The organism is Gordonia sp. CPCC 205333, from assembly GCF_048537885.1.
GTDB lineage: Bacteria > Actinomycetota > Actinomycetes > Mycobacteriales > Mycobacteriaceae > Gordonia.
On the sequence record NZ_JBCLVI010000003.1, the window covers coordinates 52,029 to 71,312 of the forward strand.

General features: G+C 62.1%; 17 protein-coding genes and 1 pseudogene. 14 read left to right on the plus strand and 4 right to left on the minus strand.

Going from position 1 to position 19,284, the window contains the following annotated elements:
• Nucleotides 1–5 precede the first annotated feature (5 nt).
• From AAFP29_RS10440 to AAFP29_RS10490, 11 genes and pseudogenes are all read left to right on the plus strand, one after another.
• On the plus strand, nucleotides 6–191 hold the full coding sequence (locus tag AAFP29_RS10440; protein ID WP_419217315.1) for a hypothetical protein: 186 nt from the start codon (nucleotides 6–8) through the stop codon (nucleotides 189–191).
• Nucleotides 192–366: 175 nt separating this feature from the next.
• Nucleotides 367–1,110, plus strand: coding sequence for an HNH endonuclease family protein (locus tag AAFP29_RS10445; protein ID WP_419217316.1), 744 nt, complete (start codon nucleotides 367–369; stop codon nucleotides 1,108–1,110).
• A gap of 243 nt (nucleotides 1,111–1,353) precedes the next feature.
• A pseudogene (locus AAFP29_RS10450) lies at nucleotides 1,354–1,764 on the plus strand (GH3 family domain-containing protein); the annotation flags it as partial.
• A 15-nt stretch (nucleotides 1,765–1,779) separates the two neighbouring features.
• Entirely contained in the window at nucleotides 1,780–3,045 is a 1,266-nt protein-coding gene (locus AAFP29_RS10455) for a hypothetical protein (RefSeq protein WP_419218059.1), read from the plus strand.
• Complete coding sequence (locus tag AAFP29_RS10460; RefSeq protein WP_419217317.1) at nucleotides 3,042–3,881, plus strand: alpha/beta hydrolase; 840 nt, start codon at nucleotides 3,042–3,044, stop codon at nucleotides 3,879–3,881. Before AAFP29_RS10455 ends, AAFP29_RS10460 begins: the two co-directional genes overlap by 4 nt.
• Before the next feature lie 6 nt (nucleotides 3,882–3,887).
• Nucleotides 3,888–5,081, plus strand: coding sequence for an enolase C-terminal domain-like protein (locus tag AAFP29_RS10465; RefSeq protein ID WP_419217318.1), 1,194 nt, complete (start codon nucleotides 3,888–3,890; stop codon nucleotides 5,079–5,081).
• Nucleotides 5,078–6,277, plus strand: coding sequence for a PLP-dependent aminotransferase family protein (locus AAFP29_RS10470; RefSeq protein ID WP_419217319.1), 1,200 nt, complete (start codon nucleotides 5,078–5,080; stop codon nucleotides 6,275–6,277). The genes AAFP29_RS10465 and AAFP29_RS10470 overlap by 4 nt, the downstream gene beginning before the upstream one ends.
• On the plus strand, nucleotides 6,274–6,702 hold the full coding sequence (locus tag AAFP29_RS10475) for a pyridoxamine 5'-phosphate oxidase family protein (protein WP_419217320.1): 429 nt from the start codon (nucleotides 6,274–6,276) through the stop codon (nucleotides 6,700–6,702). The genes AAFP29_RS10470 and AAFP29_RS10475 overlap by 4 nt, the downstream gene beginning before the upstream one ends.
• A complete protein-coding gene (locus tag AAFP29_RS10480; RefSeq protein WP_419217321.1) occupies nucleotides 6,699–7,913 on the plus strand; it encodes an MFS transporter in 1,215 nt (404 codons plus the stop codon). Before AAFP29_RS10475 ends, AAFP29_RS10480 begins: the two co-directional genes overlap by 4 nt.
• A 119-nt stretch (nucleotides 7,914–8,032) precedes the next feature.
• On the plus strand, nucleotides 8,033–9,139 hold the full coding sequence (locus AAFP29_RS10485; RefSeq protein ID WP_419217322.1) for an enoyl-CoA hydratase/isomerase family protein: 1,107 nt from the start codon (nucleotides 8,033–8,035) through the stop codon (nucleotides 9,137–9,139).
• A 34-nt stretch (nucleotides 9,140–9,173) separates the two neighbouring features.
• Nucleotides 9,174–9,950, plus strand: a complete 777-nt coding sequence (locus AAFP29_RS10490) for an enoyl-CoA hydratase (protein WP_419217323.1) — start codon at nucleotides 9,174–9,176, stop codon at nucleotides 9,948–9,950.
• A gap of 61 nt (nucleotides 9,951–10,011) precedes the next feature.
• On the opposite strand, the gene AAFP29_RS10495 is transcribed toward AAFP29_RS10490, so the two are convergent.
• Nucleotides 10,012–10,815, minus strand: coding sequence for a crotonase/enoyl-CoA hydratase family protein (locus AAFP29_RS10495; protein WP_419217324.1), 804 nt, complete (start codon nucleotides 10,813–10,815; stop codon nucleotides 10,012–10,014).
• A 246-nt stretch (nucleotides 10,816–11,061) separates the two neighbouring features.
• On the opposite strand from AAFP29_RS10495, the gene AAFP29_RS10500 reads away from it, so the two are divergent.
• Nucleotides 11,062–12,609 (plus strand): DUF7059 domain-containing protein, encoded by a 1,548-nt coding sequence (locus tag AAFP29_RS10500; protein WP_419217325.1) that lies wholly within the window; start codon nucleotides 11,062–11,064, stop codon nucleotides 12,607–12,609.
• A gap of 65 nt (nucleotides 12,610–12,674) precedes the next feature.
• On the opposite strand, the gene opgC is transcribed toward AAFP29_RS10500, so the two are convergent.
• Nucleotides 12,675–13,808, minus strand: coding sequence for an OpgC domain-containing protein (gene opgC / locus AAFP29_RS10505; RefSeq protein WP_419217326.1), 1,134 nt, complete (start codon nucleotides 13,806–13,808; stop codon nucleotides 12,675–12,677).
• Between the two features lie 94 nt (nucleotides 13,809–13,902).
• Complete coding sequence (locus AAFP29_RS10510; protein WP_419217327.1) at nucleotides 13,903–15,687, minus strand: AMP-dependent synthetase/ligase; 1,785 nt, start codon at nucleotides 15,685–15,687, stop codon at nucleotides 13,903–13,905.
• 199 nt (nucleotides 15,688–15,886) lie between these two features.
• Here AAFP29_RS10510 and AAFP29_RS10515 point away from each other — a divergent pair, with 199 nt between their 5' ends.
• Both AAFP29_RS10515 and AAFP29_RS10520 read left to right on the plus strand, forming a co-directional pair.
• A complete protein-coding gene (locus AAFP29_RS10515; protein WP_419217328.1) occupies nucleotides 15,887–17,611 on the plus strand; it encodes a DEAD/DEAH box helicase in 1,725 nt (574 codons plus the stop codon).
• A 198-nt stretch (nucleotides 17,612–17,809) separates the two neighbouring features.
• Nucleotides 17,810–18,103, plus strand: coding sequence for a rhodanese-like domain-containing protein (locus AAFP29_RS10520; protein WP_419218060.1), 294 nt, complete (start codon nucleotides 17,810–17,812; stop codon nucleotides 18,101–18,103).
• A gap of 483 nt (nucleotides 18,104–18,586) precedes the next feature.
• On the opposite strand, the gene AAFP29_RS10525 is transcribed toward AAFP29_RS10520, so the two are convergent.
• A complete protein-coding gene (locus AAFP29_RS10525) occupies nucleotides 18,587–19,012 on the minus strand; it encodes an HIT family protein (RefSeq protein WP_419217329.1) in 426 nt (141 codons plus the stop codon).
• Nucleotides 19,013–19,284 lie beyond the last annotated feature (272 nt).

A 19,284-nucleotide genomic window follows, 5' to 3' on the forward strand; every position in this document is an offset into this window, starting at 1 on the left:
CCGCGATGACCGATTCTCCGAGTCCTTACACGCCGGGCCAAGACGGTGTCTCGCCTGGCGAATTCGATGTCGATGGCTATGACGCCGAGATCGAACGTCGACGCCGTCGTGGCATGCGTATCGCGTTGGTCCTGGGCATCGTGGTTGCCGTCGTGTCGTTTCTGATCGCATTGATGTCGGCCATTATCTGACGATGAAACGTCTCCGGGCGGTAGTCCGTCGTGGGATGTCGGTATCTCATGCCACCATCTGTCTTGAGCCGTTACGTGGCTCGCGCGAAGGTGACTGAGGTACATGATGCGGGCGCGGATTCTGGTGGCGTTAACGTTCGTGATAGTTGGTACTGCCGGATGTACGGTGCCCGCCATGCCAACACCCCACAATTCGGTGCCCCCCGCGACGAGCCGCAGTGCGTCGAACAATACTGGCGTACAGAGCGTTTCGCCGACCGCCGGTTGGCGGTCGGCGAGACCGGATCCATCGGCCCGGTCCGCGCTCGAAGCGCTCGCGGTCAAGGGGCGCGCGCCTAAGACTGGATTTTCACGTAGACAATTCGGCGCGGCGTGGACGGATGCCAACCAGGCCCATTGGGGCGAGAACTCGTTGAGCACTCGCGAGGATATTCTTTCCCGGGACCTGGTGGACGTCTTGTGTAAGTACCGCGTGACGAAGGCGTCGCCGCATTGCGTGGTCCAGTCCGGGCAGCTCCACGATCCCTATACCGGTATGAGTATCGGATTCGTACGGGGGAGCGAGACATCGACGTTGGTCCCGGTTGATCACGTCGTGAGTCTGGGCGATGCCTGGCAGAAGGGGGCCCAACAACTCTCGACAATCGAGCGGACCAACTTCGCCAACGACCCCCTCAACCTGATCACGACCACCCGCGTGGCGAATCTGGCCAAGAGGGATTCTGATGCGGCCACGTGGCTGGTGCCGAATCGGCATTTTCGGTGTTCGTATGTCGCCCGCCAGATCGCGGTCAAGACTCGATATCGACTCTGGGTGACCGATGCGGAGAAGCAAGCGATGTCGCGGGTGCTCTCGCGGTGCCCGAATGAGTCCGCAACCACCGATGTGCAGGCCACTTCACGAACCACCTGGTCCTGATTCGGCTCTCGTCGACTCGGGCAGCGCGCCGAGGGCGCCGCGGTTGTGCCGAATAGGTCAGCACCGCAGACGCACGTCTCCTGCGTAATCTTCTGGCCAATGGTCAGGTTTAAAAGCGCTCTGAGCGAATCATATTTCGCCTAGCTAAGGGCATTTACTATGGATATTGATTCGCCACCGATGTCTATTAAGTAAACGAGTGTGGAACGGTATGGAAATTCGCAGCACGATGGGAGTCTTTCGATGACGTCGAGTCTGGTCGCGCCAATACAAACCAATACTGCCCATAGTTTCGTCGGAGATACATTGAGAGCGCTTACTCGATTTCGGGAAAAACTGGACGATCCGAATTCGAGTCAACGCGACACGTTGAGAGATATTCTCCGAGTCGTTGACGAAACGAGGTTCTATGGGCGTACGTCCAATTATCACGATTTCGACACCTTTCGTTCACTAGTGCCGGTGCGGGATTATTCCGACTTCACCGACGCCGTTTCCCGAATCAGGGCGGGGACAACACGAGTGTTGACCCAGGAGACTCCGTACGCACTGCTGAAAACATCCGGGAGCACCTCTGAGCCCAAGCTGATACCGACTACACGGCACTGGCGGAGGCAGTACCGAGGCCCAGGCCTGTACGCACAATGGGGGCTGTACTACGAACGTCTTTTGAGCGAGACTGGCCCGGGCAAATCGGCGCCGGATCCCGCGTCGATCGTAGATATGTCCTGGTTGCGGGCACGCCAGGTGGCGCTGTCACCGGAGAGTCCAGAGCTGCCGCGTTACAGCATCTCGGCACGGCCGGCATCTGTCGGAGGGACGGACTGGACGCCGCCGTGGTACGACGACGACTGGTTCCGCCCATCGGGGGCCTGCTCGGAATTCGTCACAAGAATTCCGTCGATCGACAACGAGTCGGTTCGGGGGCTGGTCACTTTGAACCCATCTCGAGTGCTGGCGCTGGATCGAGCGGTCGCACAGCGCGCCGAATGGCTGCTATCCAGAATAGCCGAACGAGGTTCGGTTAGTTCGGATTATTTCAGGACGCTCGAGGCCGCGGCGAGCAGCGGCGCCGGGTTATCGCTTCGAGAACTGTGGCCTAATCTCACGCTGCTCGTCGCCTGGAATTCAGCATCCGCTGGTCTCTATCGAGCGGCGATTAAAAGGCTACTGCCAAATGTGAACCGACTCCCATTCAGTACCACCGGAACCGAAGGAATTGTCACCATTCCGGTTGACTCTCATCAGTCCGCCGGTCCGCTGGCCGTGGATCAGGGATTCTACGAGTTCATTTCGTGGGAAGATATGAACGACGGGGCGAAGCTACCGAGTTATCCCGCCACGTTGTTGGCCGACGAACTAGTCGACGGTGCTATCTACCGTTTGGTTATGAGTCAGGGAAACGGACTCCTTCGGTACGACGTCGGCGATCTGTACAAAGTGGTCGGCCACGTCGGTGGGACTCCGCGGCTGGAGTTCATCGGCCGTGCGGGGGCCGGTCACTCGTTCACCGGGGAGAAGTTGACCGAGAATCAGGTATACGACGCGGTGAGGTCGGCTCTGCAGGCTGAGCTTCCCGCGGATTCGGCCACCATCTTCACGGTCTCTCCAGTGTGGGCCGATCCGCCGCTCTACACCGCGATCATCGAGTCCGCCGCGGGTACGGACACTTCGGAGGTAATCGAGCGAATCGCGGCTCGGATCGACCGAGAACTTATGCGTCAGAACCTCGAATACGGCGAGAAGCGTGCCAGTCATCGGTTGGGGCGGCCACGGGTCCTTCTGGTTCCGTCGGGCACGTTGAGCGCGGCGGCCGGTGCCATCGCCCGGCCGGGTACCTCCAGCGCCCAGATCAAACATTTCTGGATCCAACGTGACTCCAAGTTGCTGGCACGGGTGGAAGCGACCGTCGGCGCGCGGGGTGGACAGCGATGACCGAGAGTCGCGTCAGCGAGGTCGCGGTGCGCAAGCATATCCGCGAACTGAGAGGTGTGGACGACGTTTCGCTGGCCTTACACGTTTGGGAACCAGACGGTATTGCGAGCGTGGGGGTGATCTTCTACATCCACGGCATACAAAGTCACGCCGGCTGGCTGCACGAGACCGGACCATTGCTGGCCGGGCACGGCATAACCGTGGTGGCACTCGACCGCAGGGGCAGCGGCGAAAGCGGTGGCGCACGTGGCGACCTCATCTCCGCCGACGCTGTCTTCGATGACTATCGCGCGGCGTTCGCGCAAGCGTCGTTGTGGGGGCCGACTCTCGCGGTGGGGCAGAGCTTCGGTGGCAGCATATTGGCGGGGCTTGTCGCATCGGACCTGATCGTGCCCGATGGAGTGGTGTTTTGCGCACCTGCGTTGGGACAGCAGAGATTTCGTCATGCGAACTCGCTTCCGGAGATTCGTGCCAACCGATCGGTCGAGCGCATTCTTCTCGGCTTCACCGACGATCAGTACACGACCGACGACGAATATCTGCGGTGGATGGCCAACGATCCGTTGATGATTCGCTCGATCACCGGGCGGACGAGAGCCACGATGGTCGAGATTGAGGACACCTATTTCTCGCCCGGGGTTCACTTGCCGGACTCGATACTGATCCAGCCTCGTGCCGACACGATCATCGATTCCGGCGCGGCGGCCAATGTACTGGGACGAGTGGCTCGGTCGGTACGACGGTTGGAATTGCCGACCGGTTCGCACTATATCGAGTTCTCGCCGTCGCGCGACGAATACATCAAGATCCTTGTCGATGCGGCGGGGAGGGGGTGAGTGCAGATGGACCTCACTATCGAGATTTTCACGACCACGATCGCTCTCGCCGCCACGTTCGGACATGGGCAGGCTATTCGTGGAAACGCCGAGTCGGTGGTCGTGGCCGCGTCGGACGGCGCGACCACCGGCTGGGGTGAAGGCGCACCCCGCAGGTATGTCACCGGCGAAACCCTACTGGGCGCGGCCGATGCACTCGCTCGGCATCGGCCCGACGAGATATCGGCCGCGGTAGGGGCGGCATCGACGTTTCCTCAGGCACTCGATGCCGTCGAAGCCGCGGCACTGTCCGAACGCCTGGGGAACGCTGCGGCGTGCGCCCTGGAGACTGCGCTACTCGATGTCATCCTTCGGCGGTTCGGTCGCCCGGCCGCTGACCTTCTGGCCTGGCTCGACCCGCGCGAGCGACTATATCTTCGGCGATCGCGGTCGGTGCCCTATTCCTACGTGGTGGAGTCCAGCCGGCCAGTAGCCGAACAGCTCGACGTGCTCGCGGCCAATAGCGGCACGTCGCCGGCCGTGGTCAAGGTCAAGGCCCACGCCGACGTCGGACGGACGGTAGCCGATGTCAGGGAGATTCGAGCCACACCGATAACCGCATCCGCGTCGATCGTCATCGACGCGAACGGCATCTGGGACTTATCGACATGCCGAGGCCTGCAACCGATTCGGGACGACCTCGCCTGGGTCGAAGAACCCACCCGTCAACGTGATTGGGACGAACTAGCCGCAATCCGAAGGGATACCGGGTTGCCGGTGATGCTCGACGAATCGGTTACCTGTATCGCTGACCTGAACGCGGCTGTCGGCGCGGGTGCCGTCGATCTCGTCAATGTCCGGATCTCGAAATTTGGTGGGGTGATCGCGACGTCCCGAGCAATCACCAAGATCCTCCGACAGGGTAAGAGATTCCAGCTCGGTGTGCAGGTCGCCGAAGTCGGGCCGCTATGGGCCTTCGGACGCCATCTCGCGACACATTTGCGTGACCCAGTCGCCGTCGAAGCCGGTAAGCAGGACAGCTGGTTCCCAACTCCCACAACCACTCCGCCCTACTTCGTCGACAGACGAGAGCATTTGGCCACACCGATTACCGGCATCGGTTCCGGTGTGACTCCATCGGCCCATCTTCTCGCGGAGTTGGTCCCCTATGAGCCCATCGCAGATCCCGCTGACCGAAATCTAGAAAGGGTTGTCTCGTGACCGTCGCTAGCTCGCCCCGCCAACTGGAAGAACTACTGTCGCGCCGCGCGCGTTCGCTCTCGATGTCGGCACCCTACGCGGTGCCGTCCGCGCCGGCTGGCGCTCCACTTATCAACTTCGTCAATGGCGCGCCCGCCGCCGAGGCATTACCCGCTGACGCGATCGCCGATGCTGCCCGACTGGTTGTGAGTGAGCGTCCCGGCCGCAGTCTCGGGTATGGCCCCAACGCGGGTGATCCCCGGTTGCGAGAACTGATCGCCGCGAGGTACCAGGTCGATCCCCAGCGAGTCGTGGTCACCAACGGCGGCCTGCATGCCGTCCAGCTCGTTCTCGCGACGACGATAGAGCCGGGATCCGCTGTGGTCGTCGATACGCCGACATTCCCCGATGCCATCCGGCTCGTCGAAAACGCCGGAGGTCGTATCGTCGCCGTACCGACGGTCAACGGCACCAGCGATGTCGACCGCATCGAGGAGATCCTCGACGCTGACCGCGGTGAATCGATCCGGGTGGTCTATTCACTACCGGACCATCACAATCCGGCTGGCGGTACGCTGCCCTACGCCCAGCGCATCCGGCTTCTCGAAGCAGCCGAGCGCAACGGTGTTGTGGTCATTTCTGACAATCCGTATCGGGAACTCTCCTTCGATGCCCTCGAATCCGATTTCCCAACCGAATCGGCCAATCTGACCATCGCCGGTACCTTCTCGAAGACACTCGGTCCCGGGTTGCGCCTGGGCTGGGCGGTGGCACCGGCCTGGGCCGTTCCGCATTTGATCAACCAGCGACGTAGGCAGGACTTTCAACCCTCCGCACTCGCGCAGGCACTTGTCTTGCAACTGCTCGACGGTCACGACGATTGGTTCGCGCGGCTGATCGCGTCGGCGACGACGGTATATCGCGATCGAGAGGAGCGCGCGGCCTCGGGACTCGCCGCGGCCGGTGATGTGATCGCGTTCAGTCGTCCACGCGGCGGGTTCTTCCACTGGATCACAGTGGTCGACCCGAGCATCGATCTCACGGAGGTCGATCAGCGACTGCGGCAACGAGGCATAGTCATCTCGCGGGGAACGTTCTACGACCCGACCTTCAGCGGGCGTTACGACGATCACTTCCGGATCGCATATTCTCGCTTGCCCGTCGATCAACTCGAAGCGGGGGTTCAGGCGATAGCCGAGGAACTGACCGCGAGATGAGCGGCCCCGACAGTCCACCGGCTTCGGTTGCGGACTTCCTCGAGGGCGGGCATATCGCGGTGTTGTCGATTCCCGCCGCCGTCGCAGGCGAAGCGCCGCTGGCCACGCCACTGTGGTATTCGTTCGACCGAGAAGTATCGGAATTCACCGTCGTGACGCCACGCTCGAGTCGCAAGATGGCCTACCTCGCAGCTGGCAGGGCGGTGTCGTTATGTGTCGTCGGCGGTGAGGCCAATCAGGACTTCGTCGCGATTCGCGGGAAAGTGGTTGTGGCCGAACCGATCTCACACGCCGAGCGGGTGGCGTTCGTCCGCCGCTACCGGGGAGACGACGCCGAACGGTTTGTCTCGGAGTCTTCATTCGACGACGCTGACATGGCGGCAGTTCGAGTGCGTGCCGACCGGTGGAGGTTCAGAGTTCGGTGACGCGGCCGCGCGCGATGGTGCACGTTCTCTACGGGTTCTTCTTCCTGATGGGGGCGGAGACCTATGTCGTGAACCCGCTGATCCCGACGATCGGACGCGCGATGCGTGTCGATGCACCGGCTGCGGCTATCACCGTCACGGCATTCGTGATCGCATATGCGATCTCCGCGCCTCTGGTAGCCGCCGTGGCCACGCCCCGACGGCGTCCGTGGCTGGTTATCGCGGGGACGGTGATGTTCGCGGTCGGCAACCTCGCGTGTGGTGTGGCGTGGACATTCGACGTCATGATCGCGGGCCGAGTGCTCGCCGGAGTGGGCGCCGGTCTAGCGGCGCCGTCGGTGTGGACCCTGCTTTCGGCGATGGTTTCCGACGATCAGCGAGGGCGCGTCGTGGGGTATGGGGTCGCCGCGTACGGTGCCGGACAGGTTCTCGGGGTGCCCCTCGGCGCGTTTCTCGCCGAAGTGGTCTCCTGGCGCCTGGCGTTCGTGGCGATTGCGGCGGGTTTCACCGTGCTCATCCCGCCCTTGGTGGTGTTACTCCGTCGGCGTTATCAGTCATCAGGCAGTCATACTCCGGCAGCCGATCAGTCAGCGCCGCAGTTGCGCTACGCGGTCTTCGGCGCGCTGGTTCTGGCGCTTCTGGCGACCTTCTTCGTGCAGGCGGGACGGTTGGGTGCGTATAGCTTTGTCAGCAGTATCGCCGAGATGCGCTATTCGTCGACCACCAACGACCAGGGGCTGATTGGGCTCGCCGCAGGACTTGGAGCGATAGGAGGCTCGATTACGGCGGGGCGACTATGCGACTATCTCACTCGTCATACGCGATCCGCGCTCTGGGCGTCGATGGGTTTCGCCCTGATATTCATGGCTTTCGCGATCGTTTCATTTGCCACGCGATCGCCGATACTCTTTCTTGTCACCTTGGTGGGATGGTGTGTGGCGGGAGGCGGCTTCTACTCGGCTCAGCAAGTGTTCTTCAGTTCGCAGAGCGATACGATCAGGCAGTCGGCCATCGCTTGGAACGGCACCGTCATGAATATCGGGATCGCTGCCGGCACAACACTTCTCGGTCACTTCGCGCTTGGCGGAACCGTGTTCATCGTGGCCATGGCAGGCTTGGCCACCGTTGGTATCGTGATGCTCGGGGCGAGCTTGGCGGTGTACGCGCGTAGCCGGAATCCGGTGCCAGATCCACTCGTCGCCGTCCGGTGACTTGACGGCAACTCCGACGATGTTCGGTTTATGCGGTGCGTATCCTCGACACCATTACTAGGGTATGCAAGTATTTGTTGGATACTTGCAAAACCTAGTAACTGAGGAGGCCGCCGATAGTGGACACGGCAACCATAGAAAACGGACAGGGGGCGCCTGTCCTTTCGTCTGTCACCGGATCGGCAGCTGCCCTGGTCCTCAACCGCCCGTCATCGATCAATGCACTCGACCACGAGATGGCCGGCATCATTGACGAGCGCCTGCGGGCGTGGGAGGCGGACGATTCGGTGGCCGCCGTCGTCATCGCCGGTGCCGGGGAGCGCGGCTTCTGCGCCGGGGGCGACATCGTCGCTATCCACGCCGATGCCAACGAACTCTCGGGCCGGGACGCCGCGAACCCGGCAACCGACGCCGACGCCGCCGCATGTGGATCAGCGCTCTTCTGGGCCGACGAGTATCGCCTCAATGACTACATCTCCCGATACCCCAAACCCTATGTGGCTCTTATGGACGGCATCGTGATGGGTGGTGGTGTCGGCATCTCTGCACATGGCAACACTCGCGTCGTGACCGACCGAACAAGGCTGGCCATGCCCGAGGTTGGTATCGGGTTCGTGCCCGACGTCGGTGGCACACACTTGCTGGCCCGCGTGCCGAACGAATTCGGTACCTACCTGGCGTTGACGACGTCGGCGTTGTCGGGTGCCGACGCCATCGCGCTCGGTCTCGCCGACCACTATGTTCCCGCCGCCGCACTCGATGACTTTTGCGCCGCGGTGGCATCGGGTTCGGTGGGTGACGCCCTTGCCGCGCATGCGCGGACTCCGCCGGTTTCCACTCTTGTCGAGCAAGCGGAATGGATCAGCGAGGCGTTCGCGCAAGGTTCGGTTGCCGAGGTCGTCGCTGCATGCCGTGCGGTGGGAACCGACGCGGCGACCAAGGCCGCGGACAAGATCGCGAGCAAGAGCCCGACCGCGTTGACCGTGACACTTCGTTCACTGAGGGAGGCTAAATCCTCAGCCGCACTGGCTGATTCGCTACGCACTGAGTATCGCGTGTCGTTGCGGGCCCTACTGCATCCCGATCTCGCCGAGGGGATCCGTGCTCAGGTCATCGACAAGGATCGCAACCCGTCGTGGCGGCCCGCATCCCTCGATGACGTGTCCGCCGAGACTGTGGACGAGTTCTTCGAGCCGCTGCCCGACGACATCGAACTGAATATCTAACGCTGACAGTGCTGCCCACCCTGAATGGAATGTTATGACCGACCCCACCACTATCCTGCTGACTCGTGACGGCCGCGTCGGCGTCATCACGCTCAACCGTCCCAAGGCGCTCAATGCGCTCAACACCGAACTCATGAACGAAGTAGTCAGCGCAGCAACGGAACTCGACGCGGATACCGGCATCGGCGCCATTGTCATCACCGGGTCCGAGCGGGCTTTCGCAGCCGGTGCCGACATCAAGGAAATGTCGTCGCAGTCATATGCCGATGTTGTCGGGCAGCAGTTCTTCGCGGCCTGGGACGACCTCACTCGCCTGCGCACCCCGATTATCGCCGCGGTCAACGGTTACGCCCTGGGTGGCGGCTGCGAATTGGCGATGCTCTGCGACTTCATCATCGCCGGTGAGAATGCCGTCTTCGGACAACCGGAGATCAACCTCGGTGTCATTCCCGGCATAGGCGGCTCGCAGCGTCTCACCCGCGCTGTCGGCAAGCCCAAGGCGATGGACATGATCCTCACCGGTCGGCAGATGAAGGTCGACGAAGCCGAGCGTGCCGGCCTGCTATCTCGGGTAGTGCCGACCGAAGAAACGTTGTCTATCGCCGTCGACGTCGCGCGCACCATCGCAGCCAAGTCGGCGTTGGCGACGGGGGCGGCAAAGGAGGCGGTCAATCGTGCCTTCGAATCGCCCCTCGCCGAGGGGGTACGAGCCGAGCGGGCGTTGTTCTACTCAACCTTCGCGACCGACGATCAGACCGAGGGAATGGCAGCTTTCGTCGAGAAGCGCGAGCCGAACTTCACGCATCGCTGACCGAGGTGGCGACGAACCGACAGTGCCAGTTGCCCGACCGCTGAGTCACTCTGGACGATCTCTATTCGGCGCGCCACTCCGGTGCACGCTTTTCTGCGAATGCCCGCGGGCCCTCCCGGGCGTCTTTGCTGGAGAAGACCGTGATGACTTCTTTGGTATTGGCGGCCCACTGAGCGTGCTCGCTCGGTACCTCGCCGTCGAATATTCCTCGCGCGAGACGTTTGGACGCCTGAACCGCAAGTGGTGCATTGGCTGCTATTTCCTCGGCCAATGCGATCGCCGCGTCAAGGACTTCGGCGTCGGGCACTACCCGGTTGATCAGTCCGAGATCGGCGGCCTGCGTTGCGTTGATGGCGCGGCCGGTGAGGAGGATTTCCATGCCGATCTTCCTGGGGAGGGCCTCGACGACGCGGAATGCGCCGCCAGCGCCGGCGATGAGCCCGCGTTTCACCTCGGGTAGGCCGAAGCTGGCGCTTTCGGCGGCAACCGCGAGGTCGCTCGCAAGCACGATTTCGGTGCCGCCGCCCAGTGCCGTGCCGTTCACGGCTGCGATGACCGGGGTACTGATCGGGTGCGTGACCACGCCCGCGAAACCCCACTTCTGATGTTCGTGATTTGTGGGATTGATACCTTCCCCGCTCGCGATCGCCTTAAGATCGGCGCCCGCGCAGAAGGATTTGTCGCCAGCACCGGTCAACACGATCGCGCGGATCGCCGGATTCTGGTCGGCCTCTTCCAGGGCGATACCCAGGCCGTCCGCGACGGCGGAGTTCACCGCGTTACGTGCCTCCGGACGGTTGATGGTGACAACGGCTACATGGCGCCGATTCTCGACGAGGACGGCCTGAGTGTTTTCACTAGTCATAACTGAGTTCTCTATCACCTGGCGGCGTCGGGTGGCAATGGTGTCGTGAAATGTGTAGTGCGCCGATGCGAGAGGTTGAACCCGCACCGTGTTGCCCCTCGCGTAAATGGGCCTTTTCCCGGAAGGGGAGTGATCGGCAGAAGCCTATGTTGGGCTCCTCATCGAGGCGGCTGCCAGTCATATGCGATCCGACGGGTTCACCCCGAAGCGGCCGGACGAGCCGGGGCGCCGGTAGATTGAGCCGCTATGAGTGCCGACCTATCTGCTCACCCGTTATCTGATCACGTCGTCGTCGAATCTCTGGGTGCAGATCTGCGCGCGGCAGGCTATGACAGTGAAGGCGTGTCGGCATTACTCGGTGAGGAGGCGGAAGCGGCCTTGGCGGCGGGGTTATGGTGGCCCGCGCAACGCGCCTGCGCCGCGGCCGCGCGGCGATCGCCGGCCCTGGTTGCATTGATCCGTCTATTTCTGCTCGCCGAGGCGCTTGATGAATCCGTTGTGCGGGAAGGTTTTCCGACGACGTCCGTTGCCGACCTGCTTACACAGGGGGTGCTGGAACGGGTCGCCGATACCGAATATCGAAGCATCTTGGACATCCGCCCGTACGCGGACGACGCCGGGACGTATCTCCTGATCTCCGATCAGGACACGGGTCTACGCGATGGGCCGGTGAACCACGACCATGTGCTGGGGGTCGGCGGTGCGTCGATCTCATTGGCCCGCGCGGTGATTCGACGCCCAGCTCGCAGGGCCTTGGATTTGGGCACGGGATGCGGAGTGCAGGCTCTGCATCTCGCCGCGCACGCCGAGGATGTCGTCGCGACCGACACCAATGACCGTGCACTCGCGTTAGCCAGTGCGACCGCGCGCCTCAACGGCATGACATGGGATCTGCGGAATGGCAGCTTGTTCGAGCCGGTTCACGGCGAACAGTTCGATCTGATCATCTCGAACCCGCCATTCGTAGTCAGCGCCGGAGCACAGGACTATATTTATCGAGACTCAGGTGTGAGCGGTGATCGGTTGTGCGCCAAGCTTATCGCCGATCTTCCCGCGCACTTGGCACCCGGTGGCACGGCCACTGTGCTGGCGAACTGGATGGTTTTCGACGCTGACGACTGGCAGGCGCGTCCACGTGAGTGGTTCGCCGACTACCCGCTAGACGTATGGCTCGTGCAGCGAGACCTCGCCGATCCCATTTCCTATATCTCATTGTGGCTCGCCGACGCAGGGGAACCGGCGGACGTACTGGTGGCCCGGGCCGGTGCCTGGGCGGATTGGTTCGATGCGAACGGGGTCGTCGGCATCGGCATGGGTGTCATCACGTTGCGCGCCAAAGACATCGGTGATGACTCCGCGCCGGTCCACATTCTCGAAGAGATCACCGGGGCCGGGGAAGAAGTGACTGGGCCGGAGGCGGAGGCATTCCTCGCGCGTCAGCGCTACCTCGCTGAGGTGACCGATGCCGACCTGCTGGCGTTGCCGTTGTCGACCGCGCCGGTACTGCTTGAGGAGCAATCGCTACCGGGCGAGCAAGGGTGGCAGACGATTTCGCATGTAGTGCGACGACCAGGCGGGCCCGGCGCGGTTCTTGGGCTCGATGAAGTGTCGAAGGCACTCCTAGCTGGCTGTCGGGGTGAAGTGCCGTTGGGAACACTCATCGAGTTGTTGGCTGGCTATCACGGTGTCGAAGCGGACGCATTGGCGCAGGCCGCGATGCCGGTGGTCCGCGAGGCCATCGGCCGCGGCATTCTGCATGAGGTCTCTCGGCCCCCGGGAAAATCGTCCGAATAGTTGGTCACCGAGGGCAGAATGCCCCCGCCGAGGTGATATTCGGACGATTTTCCGGGTCATGCACCTCATCGACTCATCGTCCGCACGATCTGCGGAAGTTGGCCGGGTACCTTGTGCAACTTGGTGATTCCCAGTCCCCGCCGGAGCTCGGCCCAGCCCCAACACGCGCCGAAGACCAACAGCGTGACTATGACGACGGTCGTCGAATCCCACGGCCGGTGAGCTACGTGAATCGGCACGACAATCAATGCGATGGCTTGCAGGACATAGGAATCCAGACTGCGTGACCCCGTCATCACCAGCGGGCGAAGCCAATCTCGGCGCCACCAACTGAGAAGTATTCCGAAAACTCCGTAGATCGTCGGGATCAATACCCAGGCGCCGACGGCTCGCGCGGGTGCGAAATTCACTTTGTCGGCGAACTCCGATTCCATGTCGCTCCACGGCCCGGCGTCTATCACAAAATGGAAAGCGAGCCAGAGCGCAATCGATGCGATTACGAGCGCCGGCAAGAATTGTGCGATGCGATCGGCTACGCGCCATTCGCGCCATTTCCAGCCGACAATGACGGCTGGCACGAACATGAATTGCCAAGCGGCCCAGTTCTGTACGGGTGCACCGTCGATCGACGACATGATGTAAAACCAGTCAGGGCTGTCGAATTGGGCGTACACATAGAGCATTGCGGAAGCGCCGAGTACCAGCGGCCACCAATTGCGCATCAATGCGGGAAACAAAGCGAAGGCGCTAATTAGTAGCAACATGTAGAGCAAAAGAATATTGCCCCCGCTGGGTAGATAACGCATCGTCGCGGCCCAGATGAATCCCTCCGCCCACGAGTCCGGCATCGGCAGCAGGGTGAGCCAGCGGTGCCCAGCAAATGCGGCGGCCACCGCCACCAGCGAAATGGCCAGCTGGCACACGTACAAGACAACTACTCGACGTGCCAAGCGCCGGTACGCATAGTCGAGCGAAAACCGTTCGATCCAGCCGCCATAAACCAACCCGAGGACGAGACCGGATAACAACACGAACGCCGACATGCCGTCGACATACGGAAACGCGTGAGTCGGTGCGGCCAACATCGTGCCCAACGCGAAATGCTCGCCGATCATGCTCCAAATCGCTAGCCCGCGAACAGCGTCGATGCCAAGATCACGTCCCGATGCACGAGAAGGAAGCAGTCCCGGCGGCCACATTCGGCCCGCTCGCTTCGCTCCCGGCGCCGGCCACATTCGGCCCGCTCGCTTCGCTCCCGGCGCCGGGCCGGTGACCTCGGCTGACTCGCTGCTATTAGGTGTAGAGATCGGCAATTGCTTGCTGATGACCCTCGTGGATGACCTTGCGCTTAAGCTTCAACGTCGGGGTCAGCTCGCCGGTCTCGATGGTGAAATCAGTGTCGAGGATCGCGAACTTCTTGATGGCCTCAGCCTTCGACACCGTCTTATTGGCGGCGTCGATGGCCTCCTGCAATTCAGCCTTCAAACCAGCATGCTCGGCCAGCTCGGACAACGGCGTCGATGCGGGCAGATTGTTACGCTCCAGCCAACTCGGCACAGCCTCAGGATCAAGAGTGATCAGCGCCGCGATGAACGGCTTGTTGTCGCCAACCACGAGGGTCTGACTTACTAGCGCATGAGACCGAATCACGTCTTCGAGCTGAGCGGGCGAGACATTCTTGCCGCCGGCGGTGACGATGAGTTCCTTCTTCCGGCCAGTGATGTGAAGGTAACCGCCCTCCAACTTCCCGATGTCACCGGTGTGGAACCAACCGTCGACGATGGCATCCGCGCTGGCGGCCTCGTTATGCCAGTAGCCGCCAAATACGATGGGGCCCTTGAGCAGAACCTCGCCGTCGTCGGCGATGGCGACCGCAGACCCGGCGACTGGCCGGCCGACTGATCCCACCGACTGACCGTCAGGGCCGTTGAGGGTGATTCCGGCGGTGGTCTCGGTCAGGCCGTAGCCTTCATATACCGGAATACCCGCGCCGCGGAAGAAGTGACCGAGTCGGGCACCCAACGGCGCGCCGCCGGACAGTGCCGCCTCGCACTGACCGCCGAGCGCGGTGCGCAACTTCGAGTACACCAATTTGTCGAAGACCGTGTGCTTGACCTTGAGGGCCAGCCCGGCTCCGCCTTCGTCCTGTGCCTTGCTCCAGTCGATGGCGGTGGCGACAGCCTTCTTGAAAATGGAGCCCTTGCCGCCGTCAATGGCTTTCTGCTCCGCCGAGTTGTACACCTTCTCGAATACCCGTGGCACCGACAGGATGTAGCTCGGGCGGAAGACCGCGAAGTCGTCGAGAAGGGTCTTGATATCGCTGGTGTGTCCGAGGATGACTCGGTTCTCCACCGACGCGCAGACCACGGCGCGAGCGAAAACGTGCGCGAGCGGCAGGAACAGCAGCGTCGACTTGCCTTCGGACATCAGGTCGCCCATCGCAGCCTTCGTCGCGATGCACTCGGCGATGAAATTCGCGTGCGTCAAAACGACGCCCTTCGGCCGCCCGGTTGTTCCCGAGGTGTAAATCAGCGTCGCGGGATCTGCGGCGGAGGCCTTTGCGTGACGGGCTTCGAGTTCGGCATCATCGACCTCAGCACCGCGCTTCACCAGCTCAGCAACCGCCTGATTGTCGATGACGAGAGCTTCCCGCAAGTCGGCCGCGTTGTCGATGACGGTTTTGTGCTGCCCTTGCTGGGCGGGAGTCTCGATGATCAGCAACGACGACCCCGAGTCCTCCAAAATCCATTGCACCTGGTCCGACGCCGACGTGTCGTAGATCGCGACGGTCGTGGCACCCGCGCGCCAGATCGCGTAGTCGATAAGTGTCCACTCGTAGCGGGTCGCCGACAGCAGCGCGACGCGATCGCCGGCCTGCACGCCTGATGCGATGAGCCCCTTGGCTACCGCGTCCACTTCGTCGACGAATTGCTTCGCGGTGACATTGATCCACTGGTTATCAGTGCGCCTCTTGAACAGCGGGAGGGTGGGGCGCTCGGAACGGTAGGTGAGGACCGTGTCGACCAAGGTTCGGGTCGGGTCGATCTCGGCGACGGAAGGTGCGGAAACCTCTTGCATGTGCGGGATGCCCTTTCAGGCTGGCGCGTCGGGTCGGATCCGTCGGGAAAGCCGGATTTGACCACGAGACATAGACGGAAATCGGTGTTCTGGACCCTACCAGTTGGGTGGTAGCGGTCACACGGTGCGTGTGGCGGTCGTCGCAGCAACGACGACGATGCGACGAGCAGGGGGTTCAGCGGCTAGAGTAACCAGAGAAATGACTGAACAATCTGCAGCGACCTTCGACGGATTGGGTATTGACGAACGTGTTCGTCAGGCACTCGACGACGTCGGCTACGAAACCCCATCCCCAATCCAAGCCGCCACCATCCCGCCTTTGATGGACGGCCATGACGTTGTCGGGTTGGCGCAAACGGGCACCGGTAAGACCGCGGCCTTCGCCATCCCGATCCTCTCGAGGCTCGATTCTTCGGCACGCAAGCCGCAAGCGCTTGTGTTGGCTCCCACCCGCGAACTCGCGTTGCAGGTGTCCGAGGCCTTCGGCAAATACTCCTCACATATGCCCGACGTTCGCGTCCTGCCGATCTACGGCGGCCAGAGCTACACGGTGCAGTTGTCCGGTTTGCGCCGTGGCGCGCAGGTGATCGTCGGCACGCCGGGGCGTGTGATCGATCACCTCGACAAGGGCACGCTCGACATCTCGCAACTCGAATTCCTGGTGCTCGACGAGGCCGACGAGATGCTCACGATGGGTTTCGCCGAGGACGTCGAGCGAATCCTGTCCGACACTCCCGACTCCAAGCAGGTCGCGTTGTTCTCAGCGACCATGCCGAAGGCAATCGGCCGCCTCGCGAAGAAGTACCTGAAGAACCCGACCGAAGTTGCCGTCGAGTCGAAAACCGCTACGGCGCAGAACATCACGCAGAAATATCTGCAGGTGTCGCATCAGCGCAAGCTTGATGCGCTGACGCGTGTGCTTGAGGTTGAGACCTTCGACGGGATGATCGTATTCGTCCGCACCAAGCAGGCCACCGAGGAATTGGCCGAGCGGCTGCGGGCGCGTGGGTTCTCCGCGGTCGCGATCAACGGCGACCTCGCGCAGGCTCAGCGTGAGCGGACCATCAATCAGCTGAAGAAGTCGGCGATCGACATCCTCGTCGCAACCGACGTCGCGGCCCGTGGTCTCGACGTCGACCGCATCTCCCACGTCGTGAACTACGACATTCCGCACGACACCGAGTCGTATGTGCACCGCATCGGCCGCACCGGTCGCGCCGGACGGTCGGGTACTGCGCTTCTCTTCGTCTCACCGCGTGAACGACACCTGTTGCGGGCCATCGAGAAGATGACACGACAGCCGCTCGAAGAGATCGATCTGCCGTCGGTCGACGATGTGAATACCCAGCGCAAGGAAAAGTTCGCCGATTCGATTACCGCGAACCTTGGCTCGGACAACCTGGATCTATTCCGTGGACTCGTCGAGAAGTATGCGCGCGAGAATGACGTAGCGATGGCAGATGTGGCGGCCGCGCTCGCACTGGAGACTCGTGACGGCGGATTCCTGATGTCACCGGATCCGCCCAAAAGTGAGCGTCGGGAACGTCCGGAACGGTCGTCTGATCGGGCGCCTCGCGGTGGCGGCAACTTCGCGACATACCGAATTGCCGTCGGCCGTAAGCACAAGGTGTCGCCGGGTGCAATCGTCGGCGCCATCGCTAACGAGGGTGGACTGACCCGCGGAGATTTCGGCAATATCAGCATTCGCGACGACTTCAGCCTGGTTGAGCTGCCCGCGGATCTCGACAACCACACGCTGGCATCACTGCGTGACACGAAGATCGGCAAGACGCCGATAGATATTCGTCGTGATCAAGGCCCTCGCGGCCGAAGTGGTGGCAATGGCGGCGGACATGGTCGTCGTCGTGAGGGCGGTTACGCCAAACGCGGCGCACCGAAAGTAGCTGGTCGTCGCCGCGCCTGAGCTCTTCATTCCACCTTCCCTATAGCAAATCACTCGTCATCTGCGCATGCCCCCTTGCCACGTCGTAATAATTCCGTAACCTGGAGTCGGGTCAACGAATTACACGTATGGACAAGAACGGTGGATCATCTGGTGGGCGCAGGGGAATGGAAGACTGGGGAATGGAACCGGGTCGACTCGATTTCGGCGACCGGCGCGATGCGGGTTGTCGGCCAGGGGCGCGGCGTCGTCGTTGATGCACGACCGCAGGTGCGTAGGCATCAGGGCAGCCTGCCCGGCGCTGTCGTCGTAGATCCGGGCGAGGTCGGTCGCGTGTTCGGCGGGACGTCGACCGGCTGGGTGCACCACGATTCGGAGATTGCGGTGGTCTCGGTGCCGTCGGAGGCTCCCCGGATTGCTGCGGAGATCGCTGACATGGGCTATCGGAACGTGCACTACGTCGACGGTGGTTACAGTGCGATGAACCGTGTGGCGCAACGGGATTCGCGCTAGTTTCCCTGTTGTTGGCTTAGTCCTTTTGGGCTGAAGTCTGCGCTCTGGTTGATGTTGAGGGAGTATGCGCCTCGTCGGACTTGGTAGCGCAGATTTCGGCCACGTCTTTCCGAAGTCTGCGCCCGTGCTGATGCTGAGGAAACATTCACCTCGCCGGCGTCGAGGCGACAGCTTGCAGTGGGGTTGTGTCGGGGGAGGCGTGGTTCGGCGGCAGCCTGGACAGTTGAACGGCATGTGGATTGAGTTTGGTTGTCCACCTTACGTTTCGACGTCGAACTGAATACTGCACGGTGGTCGACGTCGAGGGAACATCTACCCTGCCGCGCCTGACGACGCAGACTTCGGCCTCGATCCCAAACTGCGCCGTGGTCGACGCCGAGGGGCCATCCACCTCCTCGCGCCTGCCCACGCAGGTTTCAGCCAACATGCAGGCAAAGGCGCAGCTCTTCCGCCACCTGGCGACGCGCCAGAGTTGACCGCCGCTCAGGCGAGGGCCGCGACGCCGGCGCGGATCATCTCTGCGGTCTCGTCGGGATTCGAATCGCGCCGGACGAGTAGACCCGTCGCGAAACTGATCTTGTGGCCGCTGTGGCGGGGAATTACGTGAAGATGAGTGTGAAATACGGTCTGCTGGGCAGCCCTACCGTCGTTGACCAGAAGGTTCACCCCGTCGGCGGCGATTCGGCTGGCACGTAGTGCCGCGCCCAGGCGCTGGCCGGCCATAAACAGCTTGCCGCCCATTTCGGGGTCGAGTTCGGCGAGATTGGAAGCGTGACCACGGGGGATCAACAGTGTGTGGCCGCGGGCGAGTGGACGAATGTCGAGAAAACCGAGCACATCGTCGTCGGCATAAACCTGTCGCGACGGAGAAGTTCCATCGACGATCGCGCAGAACACACATGACGTCATGAGCTATGACCCTAGCGGGGTGCGACTAGCCCGCGAAACATAACGATTCTATAACTTTGTTGAAGGGGGTGTGATCGCGACCACTGGGGTGTCGTCCGGGCGCTTCTAGCAGCGTTGATATCCACCAATCGAATCAACTGTTATTGACATCGATTGGTTACCCGCGAGGTTACTGGTCGGTATAACTGTCGGTAGGGGAAAAACATGAGGGTTCCCTCATTTTTCTATGTCATTATTGACACCACGTGCACGCCAGCAGGACCCATGGTGGA